The organism is Sulfitobacter sp. 1A13353, assembly GCF_043557255.1.
In the GTDB taxonomy this organism is placed as follows: domain Bacteria; phylum Pseudomonadota; class Alphaproteobacteria; order Rhodobacterales; family Rhodobacteraceae; genus Sulfitobacter; species Sulfitobacter faviae.
In genome coordinates this window covers 131,281-146,413 of sequence record NZ_JBIFFS010000002.1, presented here as the reverse complement: position 1 = coordinate 146,413, position 15,133 = coordinate 131,281, and the positions used below count along the sequence as shown (strand labels likewise).

The 15,133-nt window shown below is 64.4% G+C and carries 15 protein-coding genes; 13 read left to right on the top strand and 2 right to left on the bottom strand.

Features of this window, described 5'->3' with window-relative positions; all coding sequences use genetic code 11:
- The 5 genes from ACGYLO_RS04465 to mraY are packed head-to-tail and all read left to right on the top strand — an operon-like array spanning position 1 to position 6,205.
- Positions 1-375, top strand: a complete 375-nt coding sequence (locus tag ACGYLO_RS04465) for a cell division protein FtsL (protein WP_168611985.1) — start codon at positions 1-3, stop codon at positions 373-375.
- Entirely contained in the window at positions 372-2,159 is a 1,788-nt protein-coding gene (locus tag ACGYLO_RS04460) for a penicillin-binding protein 2 (protein ID WP_271687742.1), read from the top strand. The genes ACGYLO_RS04465 and ACGYLO_RS04460 overlap by 4 nt, the downstream gene beginning before the upstream one ends.
- 12 nt (positions 2,160-2,171) lie before the next feature.
- Entirely contained in the window at positions 2,172-3,653 is a 1,482-nt protein-coding gene (locus tag ACGYLO_RS04455) for a UDP-N-acetylmuramoyl-L-alanyl-D-glutamate--2,6-diaminopimelate ligase (protein WP_271687741.1), read from the top strand.
- Complete coding sequence (gene murF, locus ACGYLO_RS04450) at positions 3,650-5,083, top strand: UDP-N-acetylmuramoyl-tripeptide--D-alanyl-D-alanine ligase (RefSeq protein WP_271687740.1); 1,434 nt, start codon at positions 3,650-3,652, stop codon at positions 5,081-5,083. The genes ACGYLO_RS04455 and murF overlap by 4 nt, the downstream gene beginning before the upstream one ends.
- A 39-nt stretch (positions 5,084-5,122) precedes the next feature.
- Positions 5,123-6,205: a phospho-N-acetylmuramoyl-pentapeptide-transferase gene (gene mraY, locus ACGYLO_RS04445; RefSeq protein WP_168611989.1), complete on the top strand. Its 1,083-nt coding sequence runs from the start codon at positions 5,123-5,125 to the stop codon at positions 6,203-6,205.
- A gap of 4 nt (positions 6,206-6,209) precedes the next feature.
- On the opposite strand, the gene ACGYLO_RS04440 is transcribed toward mraY, so the two are convergent.
- Positions 6,210-7,136: a glutaminase gene (locus tag ACGYLO_RS04440; protein ID WP_271687739.1), complete on the bottom strand. Its 927-nt coding sequence runs from the start codon at positions 7,134-7,136 to the stop codon at positions 6,210-6,212.
- Positions 7,137-7,210: 74 nt separating this feature from the next.
- Here ACGYLO_RS04440 and murD point away from each other — a divergent pair, with 74 nt between their 5' ends.
- Positions 7,211-8,611, top strand: coding sequence for a UDP-N-acetylmuramoyl-L-alanine--D-glutamate ligase (gene murD / locus ACGYLO_RS04435; protein ID WP_271687738.1), 1,401 nt, complete (start codon positions 7,211-7,213; stop codon positions 8,609-8,611).
- An 8-nt stretch (positions 8,612-8,619) separates the two neighbouring features.
- Here the strand turns inward: murD and ACGYLO_RS04430 are convergent, their stop codons facing one another.
- Positions 8,620-9,795, bottom strand: coding sequence for an NAD(P)/FAD-dependent oxidoreductase (locus ACGYLO_RS04430; protein WP_271687736.1), 1,176 nt, complete (start codon positions 9,793-9,795; stop codon positions 8,620-8,622).
- A gap of 111 nt (positions 9,796-9,906) precedes the next feature.
- On the opposite strand from ACGYLO_RS04430, the gene ACGYLO_RS04425 reads away from it, so the two are divergent.
- The 7 genes from ACGYLO_RS04425 to ACGYLO_RS04395 all read left to right on the top strand — a co-directional run bounded on the left by ACGYLO_RS04425 (position 9,907) and on the right by ACGYLO_RS04395 (position 15,119).
- Positions 9,907-10,434: a peroxiredoxin-like family protein gene (locus tag ACGYLO_RS04425; RefSeq protein ID WP_271687734.1), complete on the top strand. Its 528-nt coding sequence runs from the start codon at positions 9,907-9,909 to the stop codon at positions 10,432-10,434.
- A gap of 172 nt (positions 10,435-10,606) precedes the next feature.
- Positions 10,607-11,773 (top strand): putative lipid II flippase FtsW, encoded by a 1,167-nt coding sequence (gene ftsW / locus ACGYLO_RS04420; RefSeq protein ID WP_067261784.1) that lies wholly within the window; start codon positions 10,607-10,609, stop codon positions 11,771-11,773.
- Complete coding sequence (locus ACGYLO_RS04415; RefSeq protein WP_394376359.1) at positions 11,773-12,897, top strand: UDP-N-acetylglucosamine--N-acetylmuramyl-(pentapeptide) pyrophosphoryl-undecaprenol N-acetylglucosamine transferase; 1,125 nt, start codon at positions 11,773-11,775, stop codon at positions 12,895-12,897. Before ftsW ends, ACGYLO_RS04415 begins: the two co-directional genes overlap by 1 nt.
- A complete protein-coding gene (gene murC, locus ACGYLO_RS04410) occupies positions 12,894-14,312 on the top strand; it encodes a UDP-N-acetylmuramate--L-alanine ligase (RefSeq protein WP_276154299.1) in 1,419 nt (472 codons plus the stop codon). Before ACGYLO_RS04415 ends, murC begins: the two co-directional genes overlap by 4 nt.
- A complete protein-coding gene (locus ACGYLO_RS04405) occupies positions 14,309-14,560 on the top strand; it encodes a DUF2484 family protein (RefSeq protein ID WP_067263245.1) in 252 nt (83 codons plus the stop codon). The genes murC and ACGYLO_RS04405 overlap by 4 nt, the downstream gene beginning before the upstream one ends.
- Positions 14,557-14,823, top strand: a complete 267-nt coding sequence (locus ACGYLO_RS04400; protein ID WP_067263246.1) for a DUF2484 family protein — start codon at positions 14,557-14,559, stop codon at positions 14,821-14,823. The genes ACGYLO_RS04405 and ACGYLO_RS04400 overlap by 4 nt, the downstream gene beginning before the upstream one ends.
- Complete coding sequence (locus tag ACGYLO_RS04395; RefSeq protein WP_394376358.1) at positions 14,820-15,119, top strand: hypothetical protein; 300 nt, start codon at positions 14,820-14,822, stop codon at positions 15,117-15,119. The genes ACGYLO_RS04400 and ACGYLO_RS04395 overlap by 4 nt, the downstream gene beginning before the upstream one ends.
- The last annotated feature ends 14 nt before the right edge of the window (positions 15,120-15,133 follow it).

The window sequence follows — 15,133 nt, the reverse complement described above, 5'->3', positions numbered from 1 at the left end:
ATGCGCACGGTGATGTATATCCTCACCACCATTGCCGTGGTTGGATTGGCCTTCTGGGCCTACCGCGAGAATTACGCGACCCAGCAGGCGCTGAGCGATGCCGACAGGCTGCATGCCAATATCCGCGCGGCCCATGCCCGTCTGGCCGTCCTGCGCGCCGAATGGGCCTTTCAGAACCGCCCGGACCGGCTGCGCGATCTGGCGGATCTGAACTTTGACCGTCTGGGCCTGTTGCCGCTGCATCCCGGCCAGTTTGGTCAGGTCGATCAAGTCGCCTATCCGCCCCAGCCCATGCTGCCGATCACCGATCCTGTGGATGTCTCGACGATGAATTACGAGGCGCTGAACGGTCTTTCCGAGGAGAAGGTTGAATGATCCGCACCCCGCTGCGCCCGCTGGCCCGCATCCTCGAGGCCCGCGAGAAGGGGGAAAACCCCGATGCGATCGAACGTGAGAACAAGCGCATCCGCCACGAGCAGATGCGCGACAAGGCGCGGATGCGCGCCGAGGGGCGGCTTCTGGTGCTGGGGGTTTGTTTTCTTTGTGCCTTTACCGTGATTGGCGGACGCATGGGGCTGCTGGCGATGTCGGAACCGTCTGAGCCGCGCGGCCATGCGCCGGGGGCCGTGATCTCGGCCTCGCGTGCCGATATCACGGACCGGAACGGCAACCTTCTGGCCACCAATTTCGAGACCCACGCGCTCTATGCGCAGCCGCGCCACATGATCGACCCGGAGATGGCCGCGAAAAAGCTGGTCAAAATTTTTCCCGATCTGAAAGAAGAGCGCCTGATTAAGGATTTCACAGGCAAGCGCAAGTTCCTGTGGATCAAGAAGAAAATCAGCCCCGAACAGATGCAGGCCGTGCATGATATCGGCGATCCGGGGCTTTTGTTCGCGCCGCGCGACATGCGTCTTTACCCCAACGGCTCGCTTGCAGCCCATGTGCTGGGCGGAGCGAGTTATGGCAAGGAAGGCGTCCATGCCGCCGAGGTGATCGGCGTGGCGGGGGCCGAGAAGTATTTCGACGATTATCTGCGCGACCCGGCCAATGGCAACAAACCTCTAGAGCTGTCGCTCGACCTCACCGTGCAGGCCGCGGCGGAGCGGGTGCTTTATGGCGGCATGAAGCTGATGAACGCCAAAGGGGCCACCAGCATTCTGATGGATGTGCACACGGGCGAGGTGATCTCGGTCGCCTCGCTGCCGGATTTCGACCCCAACAACCGGCCCCGGCCCTTGACCCAAGGCGATGCCTCCGACAGCCCGCTGTTCAACCGCGCGGTGCAGGGGGTCTATGAACTGGGCTCCACCTTCAAGATTTTCGCCGCTGCACAGGCGGTGGAACTGGGGCTGTTCAACGCCGACACGATCATCGACACCTCCGGCCCGATGAAGGTTGGTGGCTTCCGCATCGGTGAGTTCCGGAACAAGAACTACGGCAAGCTGAGCGTCGCCGACATCATCGTGCATTCCTCGAACCGGGGCACGGGCCGGATGGCGCTGGAAATCGGTATCGAACGGCAGCAAGAGTTCCTCAAAAGCCTCGGTTTCTTCGAGCCGACCCCCTTTGAGATCGTCGAAGCCTCGGGCGGCAAGCCGCTCTTGCCGAGCCGTTGGACTGAATTGTCCAGCGTGACGATCTCCTACGGCCACGGGCTGTCGAGCACGCCGATGCACCTTGCCGCGGGCTATGCCGCCATCGCCAATGGCGGGCGGGCGGTAAAGCCCACGCTGCTGAAGCAATCCGCCCCCCAACTCGGCCCCCGCGTCATGTCCGAAGAGACCGCCGCGCAGGCCCGGATGATGCTGCGCAAGGTGGTGACCGATGGCACGGCCAGCTTTGCCGAGGTGCCGGGCTATCAAATCGCGGGCAAGACCGGCACCGCTGACAAGCCCAAGCCCACGGGCGGCTATTACGACGACAAGGTGATCAACACTTTCGCCAGCATCTTTCCGATCAACGATCCGAAATATGTGCTGATCGTCACGCTGGACGAACCGGTCGAGACCTCGGGCCCGAAACCGCGCCGCACGGCGGGGTGGACCGCCGTGCCCGTGGCCGCCGAGATGGTGCGCCGCATCGCGCCTTTGCTGGGGCTGCGCCCCGCTGTTGAACCGGTGAGCGACGCTGTGCTAACGCTGACCAGCAGCAACTGAAAAGACATTTCTATGACCGACCGGGCCGTACCGCTTTCCTCTCTCGGGCTGACCGCGCGGGCGGGGGCCAACCCTATGATCACCGGCATCGCGGTCGACAGCCGTGAGGTGCGCGAGGGCACGCTCTTTGCGGCTCTGCCCGGCAGCCGTGTGCATGGGGCCGAGTTCATTCAATACGCCCTGCGCATGGGCGCGGCGGCGGTGCTGACCGATGCGGCGGGCGCCAAACTCGCCGCCGAGGAACTGGCAGGCTCGGATGCCGCGCTGGTGGTCTCCGACCTCCCGCGTGAGGCGCTGACGCGCACGGCGGCGCTTTGGTTCGGCGGCCAGCCCGCCACGATGATCGCGGTCACGGGCACCAATGGGAAAACCTCGGTCTCGACCTTCGTGCGCCAGATTTGGGTTGAGATGGGATTGCCTGCCGTGAACCTTGGCACCACCGGGGTCGAAGGCGCATGGGCCGCCCCCTTGACCCATACTACGCCCGAGCCGATCACCCTGCACCGCACGCTGGCCGAGGCGGCGGCGAATGGGATCACCCATGCCGCGATGGAAGCGTCCAGCCATGGGCTCGACCAGCGGCGGCTGGATGGGGTGACGCTCAAGGCGGCGGGCTTTACCAACTTCACCCAAGACCATCTGGACTATCACGAGACATTCGAGGCCTATTTCGCCGCCAAAGCCGCGCTTTTCGCCCGTGTCCTGCCTGAAGATGGCACGGCTGTGGTCAATATCGACGATGAAAAAGGCGTCGACATCGCGGCCATCGCCCGCGCGCGGGGCTGTGAGGTGATCACCGTGGGCCGCGACGGGGGCGATCTGCATCTGCAAGGCCAGCGGTTCGATGCGACGGGCCAAGACCTGCGCTTTAGCTGGCGCGGCAAGACCTATCAAAAGCGGCTCAACCTGATCGGCGGTTTTCAGGGCGATAACGTCTTGCTGGCCGCAGGGCTGGTCATCGCCTGCGGCGCCGACCCGCAGGAGGTTTTTGACACGCTGCCGCATCTCACCACCGTGCGGGGCCGGATGCAGCTTGCCGCCACCCGCGACAATGGCGCTGCGGTTTTCGTCGATTACGCCCATACGCCCGATGCAGTGGCCACCGCACTCGCCGCCATGCGCCCGCATGTCATGGGCCGGCTTGTCGCCATCGTCGGCGCGGGCGGTGATAGGGACCGGGCCAAGCGCCCCTTGATGGGGCAGGCGGCGGCGCAACATGCGGATATGGTCATCGTCACCGACGACAACCCGCGCAGCGAAGACCCGGCCAGCATCCGTGCCGCCGTGCTGGGCGGCGCACCCGAGGCTTGGGAAGTCGGCGACCGGGCCGAAGCCATCCTGCGTGGGGTGGACGCGCTGGAGCCGGGCGACGCGCTGCTCATCGCGGGCAAGGGGCATGAGACCGGGCAGACCGTGGGCGACGACGTGCTGCCTTTCGACGATGTGGAACAGGCCAGCGTGGCCGTGGCGGCACTGGACGGGAGATTGGCATGAGCCTTTGGACAGCGAGCGAAGCGGCGGAGGCCACGGGCGGGCAGGCGCAGGGCGATTGGGCTTGCAACGGTGTCTCGATCGACACGCGGACCTTGCAGCCCGGCGATCTCTTCGTCGCACTCAAGGCCGCGCGGGACGGGCATGAATTTGTGGCCCAAGCGCTCAGCAAAGGGGCCGCTGCCGCGCTCGTGACCCATATCCCAGAAGGCGTGGCCACTGATGCGCCGCTGCTGATCGTTGAGGATGTGCAACAGGCGCTGGAAGCGCTTGGCCGGGCAGGGCGCGCCCGCCTCGGCCCACAGGCAAAGGTGGCGGCGGTGACAGGCAGCGTCGGCAAGACCTCGACCAAGGAAATGCTGCTGGCGATCTTTGGCGATCAAGGCCGGGCCCATGCCAGCGTCGACAGCTATAACAACCACTGGGGCGTGCCGCTGACCTTAGCGCGGATGCCGCGCGATACCGATTACGCGGTGATCGAGATCGGCATGAACCACCCCGGCGAGATTGCCCCCCTCGCCAAACAGGCGCGGCCCGATGCGGCGATGGTGACCAATGTCGCCGCCGTCCACCTCGAAGCCTTTAAGGATGTCGCCGCCATTGCGGTTGAAAAAGCCAGCATCTTTGACGGGATGGAGCCGGGTGGCGTGGCGGTGATCAACGCGGACCACGAGCACAGCGATATCGTCTTGGCCAAAGCGCTGGAGCGCGGCCTGCGCGAGACGACCTTTGGGCAGGCAGGGCATCACTACAAGCTGGGCGAGGTCAAGGTTCAGGGCGATGCCACCGTGGCACAGGCCGAGGTCGAAGGCGCACCGCTGATCTTCAAGATCGCCACGCCGGGGCGGCATTTCGCGATGAACGCGCTTGGCGCACTGGCAGTGGCCGAGGCGCTTGGCGCGGATCGGGCGCTGGCCGTACAATCGCTGGGCCGCTGGTCGCCCTATGCCGGGCGCGGGGTGCGCGAGCGTATCCAGTTCGACCCCGTAGACACCTATCTGGCGCTGGAATTGATCGACGACAGCTATAACGCCAACCCGACCTCCATGGCCGCCGCGCTTGAGGTGCTGGCCGCCTCGGAAGTGACACATGACATTGGGCGCGTCAGCAAGGGGCGGCGGATTGCCTTTGTCGGCGATATGAAAGAACTCGGCCCCGAGGCTGTGGCGCTGCACGCCGGTCTCGCCGATCTCGAAGCCACCCGCGCGCTTGACGTGGTGCATTGCGTCGGCCCGTTGATGAAAGCCTTTTACGACAATCTACCCGAACATCAGCGCGGCGATTGGACGGAAACCGCCGAAGAGATGTTGCAAGGACTCCGCGCAAGGCTCGATTCCGGCGATGTCGTGCTGATCAAAGGGTCGCTTTCGATGAAGCTGGGCGGTATTGTTGACGCCATCCGCAAAATGGGCCATCCGGTCCCGACCGCCTGATCGGCGATTCACCCCACATGATGAGTTAGGACGCGATATATGCTCTATTGGTTGACGCTGCTGTCGGATGGCGGCGATTTTTTTAACCTGTTTCGCTATATCACCTTCCGCGCGGGCGGGGCGTTTCTGACGGCATTGGTGTTCGGCTTTATCTTCGGCAAACCGCTGATCGAAGTGCTGCGCAAGCGGCAGGGCAAGGGCCAGCCGATCCGCGATGACGGGCCAGAGGGGCATTTCGCCAAGGCGGGCACGCCCACCATGGGCGGGCTGCTGATCGTGGGGGCCTTGCTGACCTCGACCCTGCTTTGGGCGCGGCTCGACAATCCCTTTGTCTGGCTGGTGCTTTTCGTCACCATGAGTTTCGCCGCCATCGGCTATGCCGACGACCACGCCAAGGTCAGCAAGCAAAACACCGATGGCGTGCCGGGTAAGCTGCGGCTTTTGCTAGGTTTTCTGATCGCGGGTATCGCGGGCTATTGGGCCGCGCAATACCATCCGGCAGAGTTGCAGTACCAGCTGGCGCTGCCGGTGTTCAAAGACACGCTGATCAACCTCGGCGTGCTCTTCGTGCCGTTCGCCATCATCGTGATCGTCGGCTCCGCCAATGCGGTAAACCTGACCGACGGGCTTGATGGTCTGGCCATCATGCCGGTGATGATCGCCGCCGGAGCGCTTGGCGTCATCGCCTATGCCGTGGGACGGGTTGATTTCACCGATTATCTTGACGTGCATTACGTTCCGGGCACGGGCGAGATCCTGATCTTCACCGCCGGTCTCTTTGGCGGGGGCCTCGGGTTCCTGTGGTACAACGCGCCGCCCGCCGCCGTCTTCATGGGCGACACCGGCTCGCTGGCGCTTGGCGGGGCCTTGGGCGCCATCGCTGTGGCCACCAAGCACGAGCTGGTGCTGGCGGTCGTTGGCGGGCTCTTCGTGGTTGAGGCGCTTTCGGTGATTGTGCAAGTGCTCTACTTCAAACGCACCGGCAAACGGGTCTTCCTGATGGCGCCGATCCACCACCATTACGAGAAAAAGGGCTGGGCCGAACCGCAGATCGTGATCCGTTTCTGGATCATCTCACTGATCCTCGCCCTGCTGGGTCTGGCGACGCTGAAGGTGCGCTAAGCCCTTAGAAAATCGACCAATCCATGTGACGCGCCAAAAGGGCCAGTGCTTCGGTGCCCTTTTGGCTGTTGCCATAGCGGTTCAACCCCGGTGACCAGACCGCGATGCTGGCGCGCCCCGGCACGATCGCCAGAATACCGCCGCCCACACCTGACTTCCCCGGCAGGCCAACGCGATAGGCGAAATCGCCTGAGCCATCGTAATGCCCGCAGGTCAGCATCAGCGCGTTGAGCCGTCGGATGCGGCTGGGGGCCACCAAGCGCGGCACGTCCGGCGCTTCGATCAAGAAACGGCCTGCCATGGCCAGTTGCTCCACCGTCATCTCCATCGCGCAATGGTGGAAATAGGTGCCAAGCGTCCGTTCCGGCGCGTTGATGAGGTTCCCGTAGCTCGCCAGAAAATGCGCCAGTGCAAAATTGCGGTGGCCAAAATCGGTCTCTGACGCGGCGACGGTGTCATTGATGTGGATGTCGTCGGTCCCCGCCGCTTCGCGCACGAAACGCAGGATCTCGGCCAGCGCCTCGCGCGGCTCGCGGTTGCCCAAGACTTCATCCGTGGTGACGATCGCACCTGCGTTGATGAAGGGATTGCGCGGGCGGCCCTGTTCCTGCTCCAACTGCACGATGGAGTTGAAGGCCCGCCCCGAAGGCTCGCGCCCGACGCGGTGCCACAGTTGGTCGCCCGAGCGGCCAAGCGCAATGGCCAGCGTAAAGACTTTGGTGATGGACTGGACCGAAAAGGGCACCTGCGTGTCGCCCGCCACATGACATTTGCCATCCGCCGTCACCACGGCGATGCCGAATTGCGCCGGGTCCACCTTGGCCAGTTGCGGAATATAGGCCGCCACGTCACCCCAGCGGTCATCCTCGCGCATCATGGCATTGAGGCGCGGCAACACATCGTCAAGGTCAGGTTTGGCGGGGCTGGACATCTTCGGCGGCCTCTGGCTTGTGATGGGCGCATCATGCCCCCATTCTGGGGTCAACGGGTAGCAGGGGATTGCAGATGATTCCAGTACAGGGCTTGGAAGGCACACGCGTGGCGGTGCTGGGATTGGGCCGCTCGGGCCTGAGTGCGGCGCGCGCGTTGCAAGCGGGCGGGGCCAAGGTCAGCTGCTGGGACGACAACCCCGCCGCACGAGCACGGGCCGAGCGGGAAGGCTTCGCCTGTGTTGATCTGAACGCCCCCGGTGCCTTGGACAAGATCGCCCGGCTGATTGTCAGCCCCGGCATCCCACATCTCTACCCCGCGCCGAACCCGGTGGTGGCATCGGCGCTTGCCGCAGGGGTGCCGGTGGACAATGACATCGGCCTTTTCTTCCAAAGCTTCGCCACGCTGGCATGGGATCATTACGACGTGGCCCCGCGTGTGGTGGCGGTGACCGGCTCGAACGGGAAATCGACGACTTCGGCGCTGATCCATCATATCCTTGAGCATGTCGGGCGGCCTTGCCAATTGGCGGGCAACATCGGGCGCGGGGTGCTGGACCTCGACCCCGCCGTGGATGGGGAGGTCGTGGTGCTGGAGCTTAGCAGCTACCAGACCGAACTGGCGCGCGCGCTGACACCCGATGTGGCGGTCTTCACCAATCTCAGCCCCGACCATCTGGACCGCCATGCGGGCATGGGGGGCTACTATGCCGCGAAGCGTCGCCTCTTTGCCGAAGGTGGCCCGGACCGCGCGGTGATCGGCGTGGATGAGGCCGAGGGCCGCTTCCTTGCCGGGCAACTCAGCGAGGGGCCGAGCGACGACCGTGTGATCCGCATCAGCGCCGAGACCAAGCTTTCCGGCCCCGGCTGGCATGTCTTTGCCCGCAAAGGGTTCTTGAGCGAATATCGGCGCGGCAAGCAGGTCGGCGCGATCGACCTGCGCGGCATCCAAGGGCTGCCGGGCGCGCATAACCACCAGAACGCCTGCGCCGCCTATGCCGCCTGCCGCGCGCTTGGCCTTGCCCCGCGGGTGATCGAGGCGGCGTTTCACAGTTTCGGTGGCCTGCCGCACCGCAGCCAGACCGTGGCCGAGGCGCATGGCGTCCGCTACGTCAATGACAGCAAGGCCACCAATGTCGACAGTGCGGCCAAGGCGCTGGCGGCGTTCAAGAACATCCGCTGGATCTGCGGCGGGCTTGAGAAAGAGGGCGGTCTGAAAGGGTTGGCAGAGGCGCAAGGATCGGTCCGCAAAGCCTATGTGATCGGGCGCGAAGCCGCGCATTTCGCCATGCAACTCACCGCAGAGACCGAAGTCTGCGGCACGATGGAACAGGCCGTGGCGCGGGCGGCGGCAGAGGCCGAAGAGGGCGATGTGGTCCTGCTGGCCCCGGCGGCGGCGAGTTTCGATCAATACGACAGTTTCGAGCGCCGCGGTGAGGATTTCGTGGCGCAGGTGCAGAAGGTGCTGGCGGAGTAGGGCGGTGCCTAGCCCGCAATCGCCCGCGCGGCGGCCATGCCCGAAGACCACGCCCACTGAAAGTTATAGCCGCCGAGCCAACCGGTCACATCCACGGCCTCGCCGATAAAATAGAGCCCCGGCACCCCTTTCGCCGCCAGGGTCTTGGAAGATAGCCCGTCGGTATCGACCCCGCCCAGTGTGACCTCTGCCGTGCGATACCCTTCGGTCCCGCCGGGGTGAAGCTGCCAGTTCTCGATGCCTGTAATGAATGCGGAAAGCCGTGCGTCGGACCAATCCGCCAGATTGCCCGACAGGTCGAACGTCTGCCCCAGATGTTCCACCAGCCGCGCGGGCAGATGTTGGGCGAGCACGGTGGTGAAGTTCCGCCGCCCCGCGCGTTGCCGCTGGTCGCGGAGCGCGTCCAGCAGGGTGCCTTCGGGGGCAAGGTTCACGGTGATTGCCTCGCCTTCGCGCCAGTAGGAGGACGCCTGCAAGACGGCGGGGCCAGAGAGGCCGCGATGGGTGAAGAGCAGTGCCTCGTCAAACGCGGCCTCTCCGGCGGTGATACGCGCCGGGGTGGCCACACCGGCCAGCGGCGCGAAGCGGCCTTCAGCAAAGGTAAAGGGCACCAGCCCGGCCCGCGTATCGGTGACGCTCAGCCCAAATTGGCGCGCGATGTCATAGGCGACCCCGGTCGCGCCCATCTTGGGGATCGACTTGCCCCCGGTGGCGATCACGAGGTTTCGGGCCGTGACTTTCACCGACTTATCAGGCGTTTGCAGGTCGAAGCTGAACTGCCCATCGACCTTCGTGAAATTGCTGGCACTGCTCTTCAGTTGCAGATCGACCCCGGCCTGCTGCATCAACCCGCGCAGCATGGCGATGATCTCTTTCGCGCTGGTGTCGCAGAAAAGCTGGCCTAGGGTTTTCTCATGCCACGCGATGCCGTGACGGTCGACCAACTCAATGAAATCCCACTGCGTATAGCGGGCCAAAGCGGATTTGGCGAAATGCGGGTTCTGGCTCAGAAACGCCTGCGGCTCGCAATACATATTGGTGAAATTGCAGCGCCCGCCGCCAGAGATGCGGATTTTCTCGCCCGCGGCTTTGGCATGGTCCACCACCAGCACCCGCCCGCCCGCATGGGCAGCGCACATCATGCCCGCGGCACCGGCTCCGATAATGGCTGTATCGACTTGCATGGGCGCGCTCTGCCTCAATGTGCCGCCCCGGTCAAGAAGACGTGAGACCGGTTGCCGCTTTGCCAAGGCGCCATAGCTGGGGTGCAACGCAACTGACGAAAGGAGCAGAGAATGACCAAACTGACCGCAGAACAGGATTTTCCGAAGATGGACGTGAGCAAGCTCGGCGGCGGCACGCTGACCTTGGGCCAGCCACAAGAGGGGCGCGATTGGCAGTTGGTGGTGGTCTACCGCGGCCTGCACTGCCCGATTTGCAAGAAATACCTCGCGCAATTGGAAAAGCTGCAAAGCCAGTTCCATGAGATCGGCGTCGATGTGATCGCCGTTTCCGGCGACCCCGAAGAGAAGGCCAAGGCCATGGCCGAGGAAGACAGCCTGACCCTGCCCATCGGCTATGATCTGAGCCTCGACCAGATGGCGGACCTGGGGCTCTACATTTCTGACCCGCGCAGCCCGCAGGAGACCGACCGGCCCTTCGCCGAACCTGCGACCTTTGTCATCAACGACAAAGGCAAGGTGCAGATCATCGACATTTCCAACGCGCCCTTCGCGCGGCCTGAGTTGGAAGGTCTGCTGAACGGCCTCAAATTCGTCCGCGACAAGGGCTACCCGGTGCGCGGCACCCATAAGGCCGCCTGATCGCGCGCGTTGAAGGGGCGAGCTGATCGCCCGTCAGCGGGGCTTGGCAAAGCCCCGCTGACCCCGCCCGCCTTAGCGGGGTGAAATGCACTAGCTTCATATGACAATTCGGGCTATTCTGCCCGGATGAGACCCCGCAAAGGGGCCGTTGAGGCAGTTAAGGCAGATACCCATGACAGAGATGGTCTATGGCGCGGTCCCGGTGCGGGATGGTGAACCGATCCTTCCAAAATGGTGGCGCACGGTCGACCGTTGGGCTTTGTCCTGCGTGTTGATCCTTTTTGCCGTCGGCATGCTTTTGGGGCTGGCCGCATCCCCGCCCTTGGCTGCGAAAAACGGCTTTGATGCTTTCCACTATGTGCAGCGGCAGGCGTTCTTCGGCGGATTGGCGCTGATCGCGATGCTGCTGACTTCGATGATGTCCCCGGTGCTGGTGCGGCGTCTGGCCGTGCTGGGCTTTGTGGTGGCCTTTGTGGCGTTGGCGTTGCTGCCTTTCTTCGGCACCGATTTCGGCAAGGGGGCGACGCGCTGGTATTCGCTGGGCTTCGCCTCGTTCCAGCCTTCCGAATTCCTGAAACCCGGTTTCATGGTCGCCGCCGCATGGATGATGGCTGCTGCGACCGAGATTAATGGCCCTCCGGGCAAATCTTGGTCCTTCGCGCTGTGTATCTCCATCGTGCTGATGCTGGCGATGCAGCCCGACTTCGGGCAGGCTTGCCTCGTGCTGTTCGGCTGGGGCGTGATGTATTTCGTCGCCGGTGCGCCGATGGTGCTGCTGGTCGGCATGGCGGGGCTGGTGGTTCTGGCGGGCACATTCGCCTATTCCAATTCCGAACACTTCGCGCGGCGCATCGACGGTTTTCTCAGCGTCGATGTCGATCCGACCACCCAGCTTGGCTATGCCACCAATGCCATCCGCGAGGGCGGGCTTTTCGGCGTTGGCGTCGGCGAGGGTGAGGTAAAATGGTCGCTGCCCGATGCGCATACCGACTTCATCATCGCCGTCGCCGCCGAGGAATATGGCCTGATCATGGTCGTCTGCATTATCGCCCTATATACTGTCGTGGTCGTCCGGTCGCTGCTGCGTCTGGTGCGCGAGCGTGACCCCTTCATCCGGCTGGCTGGAACCGGGCTGGCCTGCACATTCGGAGTACAGGCAATGATCAACATGGGTGTGGCAGTGCGGCTTTTGCCTGCCAAGGGCATGACCCTACCTTTCGTGAGCTACGGCGGCTCTTCGGTGATCGCCAGCGGCATCGCCGTGGGCATGTTGTTGGCCTTTACCCGGACCCGCCCGCAGGGTGAGATCAGCGATATTCTGGGCCGGGGCCGCCGCTGATGGCCGCCCCACTGTTGATCATCGCCGCCGGGGGGACCGGTGGGCATATGTTTCCTGCGCAGGCCTTGGCCGAGGTGATGTTGAAGCGCGGCTGGCGGGTGAAGCTCAGCACCGATGCGCGCGGCGCGCGCTATACCGGCGGCTTTCCCGAAGCGGTCGAGATCACCCAGATCAGCAGCGCCACCTTTGCCCGGGGCGGGGTGGTGGCCAAGGCGCTGGTGCCCTTCCGCATCGCCGCCGGTGTGGTCCGCTCGGGCCTCAACATGCTGCGCGACCGGCCTTCGGCTGTGGTGGGTTTTGGGGGCTACCCGTCGATCCCCGCACTCGGCGCCGCTTGGGCGTTGCGCATGCCGCGGATGATCCATGAGCAGAACGGCATTCTGGGCCGCGTGAATGAGATTTTTGCCAAACGGGTCCACGCCGTGGCCTGTGGCATCTGGCCCACGAAACTGCCCGAGGGCGTGCAGGGCTGGCATGTGGGCAATCCGGTTCGCGCCGCCGTGCTGGACCGCGCCGGTGCCGCCTATATCCCGCCGGGTGACTACCCAATGGAGGTTTTGGTCATGGGCGGCAGCCAAGGCGCGCGCATCCTTTCGGACGTGGTGCCCCCGGCGCTTGCAGCCCTGCCGATGAACATGATCCGCAACATCCGTGTCAGCCATCAGGCCCGCGACGAAGACGGCCAGCGGGTGGCGGACTACTACGCCAAATCCGGCATCAGCGCCGATGTGCGCCCCTTCTTTGACGATGTGCCCCGCCGCATGTCCGAGGCGCAGCTGGTGATCAGCCGCTCCGGGGCCTCCAGCGTGGCCGACCTATCGGTGATCGGGCGTCCGTCGATCCTGATCCCCTTTGCCGCCGCGGCGGGGGATCACCAAAGCGCCAATGCCCGCGGCTTGGTTGAGGCCGGGGCAGCGATCATGGTGCCCGAACGCAAAGCCAATCCAGATATCATGACCGACCAGATCCTCGCCGTGCTTGAGATGCCCGAAGGGGCGATGCAGATGGCGCGCGCCGCGCTTTCGGTCGGCAAACCCGACGCGGCCGAGACATTGGCCGATATGGTTGAGCAGCTTGCCGCCCAAGGCACGCTCACCCCCGCAGAAGAGGAACACCCGCAATGAACGCCGCCGCCACCAAACTGCCGACCGATGTTGGCCCGATCCATTTCGTCGGCATCGGCGGCATCGGCATGTCCGGCATCGCCGAAGTGCTTTTGAACCACGGCTACAAGGTGCAGGGGTCGGACCTCAAAACCACCAAGATCACCGTGCGGCTGGCCGAATTGGGTGGGCGCATCTTCGAGGGGCAGGCGGCTGAGAATATCGAAGGCGCGGCTGTGGTCGTGATCTCCTCGGCGATCAAGCCGGGCAATGCTGAGTTAGACGAGGCCCGTCGCCGTGGCTTGCCCGTCGTCCGCCGGGCCGAGATGCTGGCCGAGCTGATGCGGCTCAAGTCCAACATCGCGGTGGCGGGGACCCATGGCAAGACGACGACCACCACGCTGGTCGCAGAACTGCTGGTCGCGGGCGGCATTGACCCCACCGTCGTCAACGGCGGCATCATCCACGCTTACGGCTCCAACGCGCGCATGGGGCAGGGCGACTGGATGGTGGTTGAGGCGGATGAAAGCGACGGCAGTTTCAACCGCTTGCCCGCCACCATCGCCATCGTCACCAATATCGACCCCGAGCATATGGAGCATTGGGGCGACTTCGACACGCTGCGGCAGGGGTTCTTGAACTTCGTCTCGAACATCCCCTTTTACGGGCTGGCGGTCTGTTGCACCGATCACCCGGAGGTGCAGTCGCTTGTGGGCAAGCTCACTGACCGCCGCGTGATGACCTATGGGTTCAACGCGCAGGCCGATGTGCGCGCCGTGGGGCTGCATTACAAAGACGGGGTGGCGCATTTCGACGTGCATCTTCAGTCCGAAGACAAGGTGATCGAAAACTGCGCCCTGCCGATGCCCGGCGATCACAACGTATCGAACGCGCTGGCGGCGGTGACCGTGGCGCGGCACCTTGGGATGAAGCTTGAGCAAATCCGCGACGCTTTGGGCAGCTTTGGCGGGGTGAACCGCCGCTTTACCCGCGTGGGCGAGGTGGACGGCGTGACCATCATTGATGACTACGGCCACCACCCGGTTGAGATCGCCGCCGTGCTGAAAGCCGCGCGGCAGGCCAGCGCGGGCCGCGTGATCGCCGTTCACCAGCCGCACCGTTACTCTCGACTGTCGCATCACTTTGACGAGTTCTGCGCCTGTTTCAACGATGCCGATGTCGTGGGCATTGCCGATGTCTATGCCGCGGGCGAAGAGCCCATTCCCGGTGCCGACCGTGACGGGCTGGTCGCAGGATTGATCCAGCACGGCCATCGCCATGCCTATGCGGTCGAGGATGCCGAGGCGCTGACGCAGCTCGTCCTGCGCGAGGCGCGCCCGGGCGATATGGTGGTCTGCCTTGGGGCGGGTACGATCAGCGGCTGGGCCAATGACCTGCCCGAGGCGCTGCGCGCGGCCAAGGGGGCGGCTGCGTGACCCTCGTCTGGCTGTCGATCCTCTGGGTCTTCGCCGCCGTGACCGTGGCCATGCTGCCGCTGCGCTCTCAATACCTGCCGGGGGTGGTTCTGCTGATTGCCGCGCCCTTGCTGATCATCGCCATCGGTGTGACCCAGTCTTGGGCCTATGCGCTTTTGGCGCTGCTGGCGTTCCTGTCGATGTTCCGCAACCCGCTGCGCTATCTCTGGGCGCGGCTGCGGGGCCAAAAGCCGGAGCTGCCGAAATGAGCCTCTCTCTCATCCTCGCCTGTTTCTGGTTCGTGATCGCGAACATCCTTGCCATGACGCCCAGCAAGGATTCCCATTGGCGCAGCGCCTATCTGCTGATCGCCGTGGGCATACCGATCGTCGGTTTCGTCACTGCGCAGCACGGCCCGTGGCTGGGCCTATTGGTGCTGGCGGGGGGCTGTTCGGTGCTGCGCTGGCCCGTGGTCTATTTCGTGCGCTGGCTGCGCCGCGGGGCAGGCCGGGTCAAAGGCCCGGCGGAATGACCCTGACGCCAACCCTTGTGGCGCTGCTGTCGGTCTTTGCCGTCTGGATGATCGCCTGTATCTGGGCCGGTTTTCGCGCCCGTGTGCTGTGGTTCTTTCTCGTGCTGGCGATCGGTCTTGCGCTGAATGCCACATGGATGGTCTTCGGGCTGAACGCACGGGTGTTCGAGCCCCATGCGCTTTTGGCGCAGCTTTCCGTCCTGTTCTATGCCGTGGGCGGTTTCGGTCTGGGCTGGCTCGCCGGACGGGTGGCGAAACGCTGGCGCGAGAGCCGTGTCGATCCGCCGTCTTCTTGATGGTTTGCCCTGCC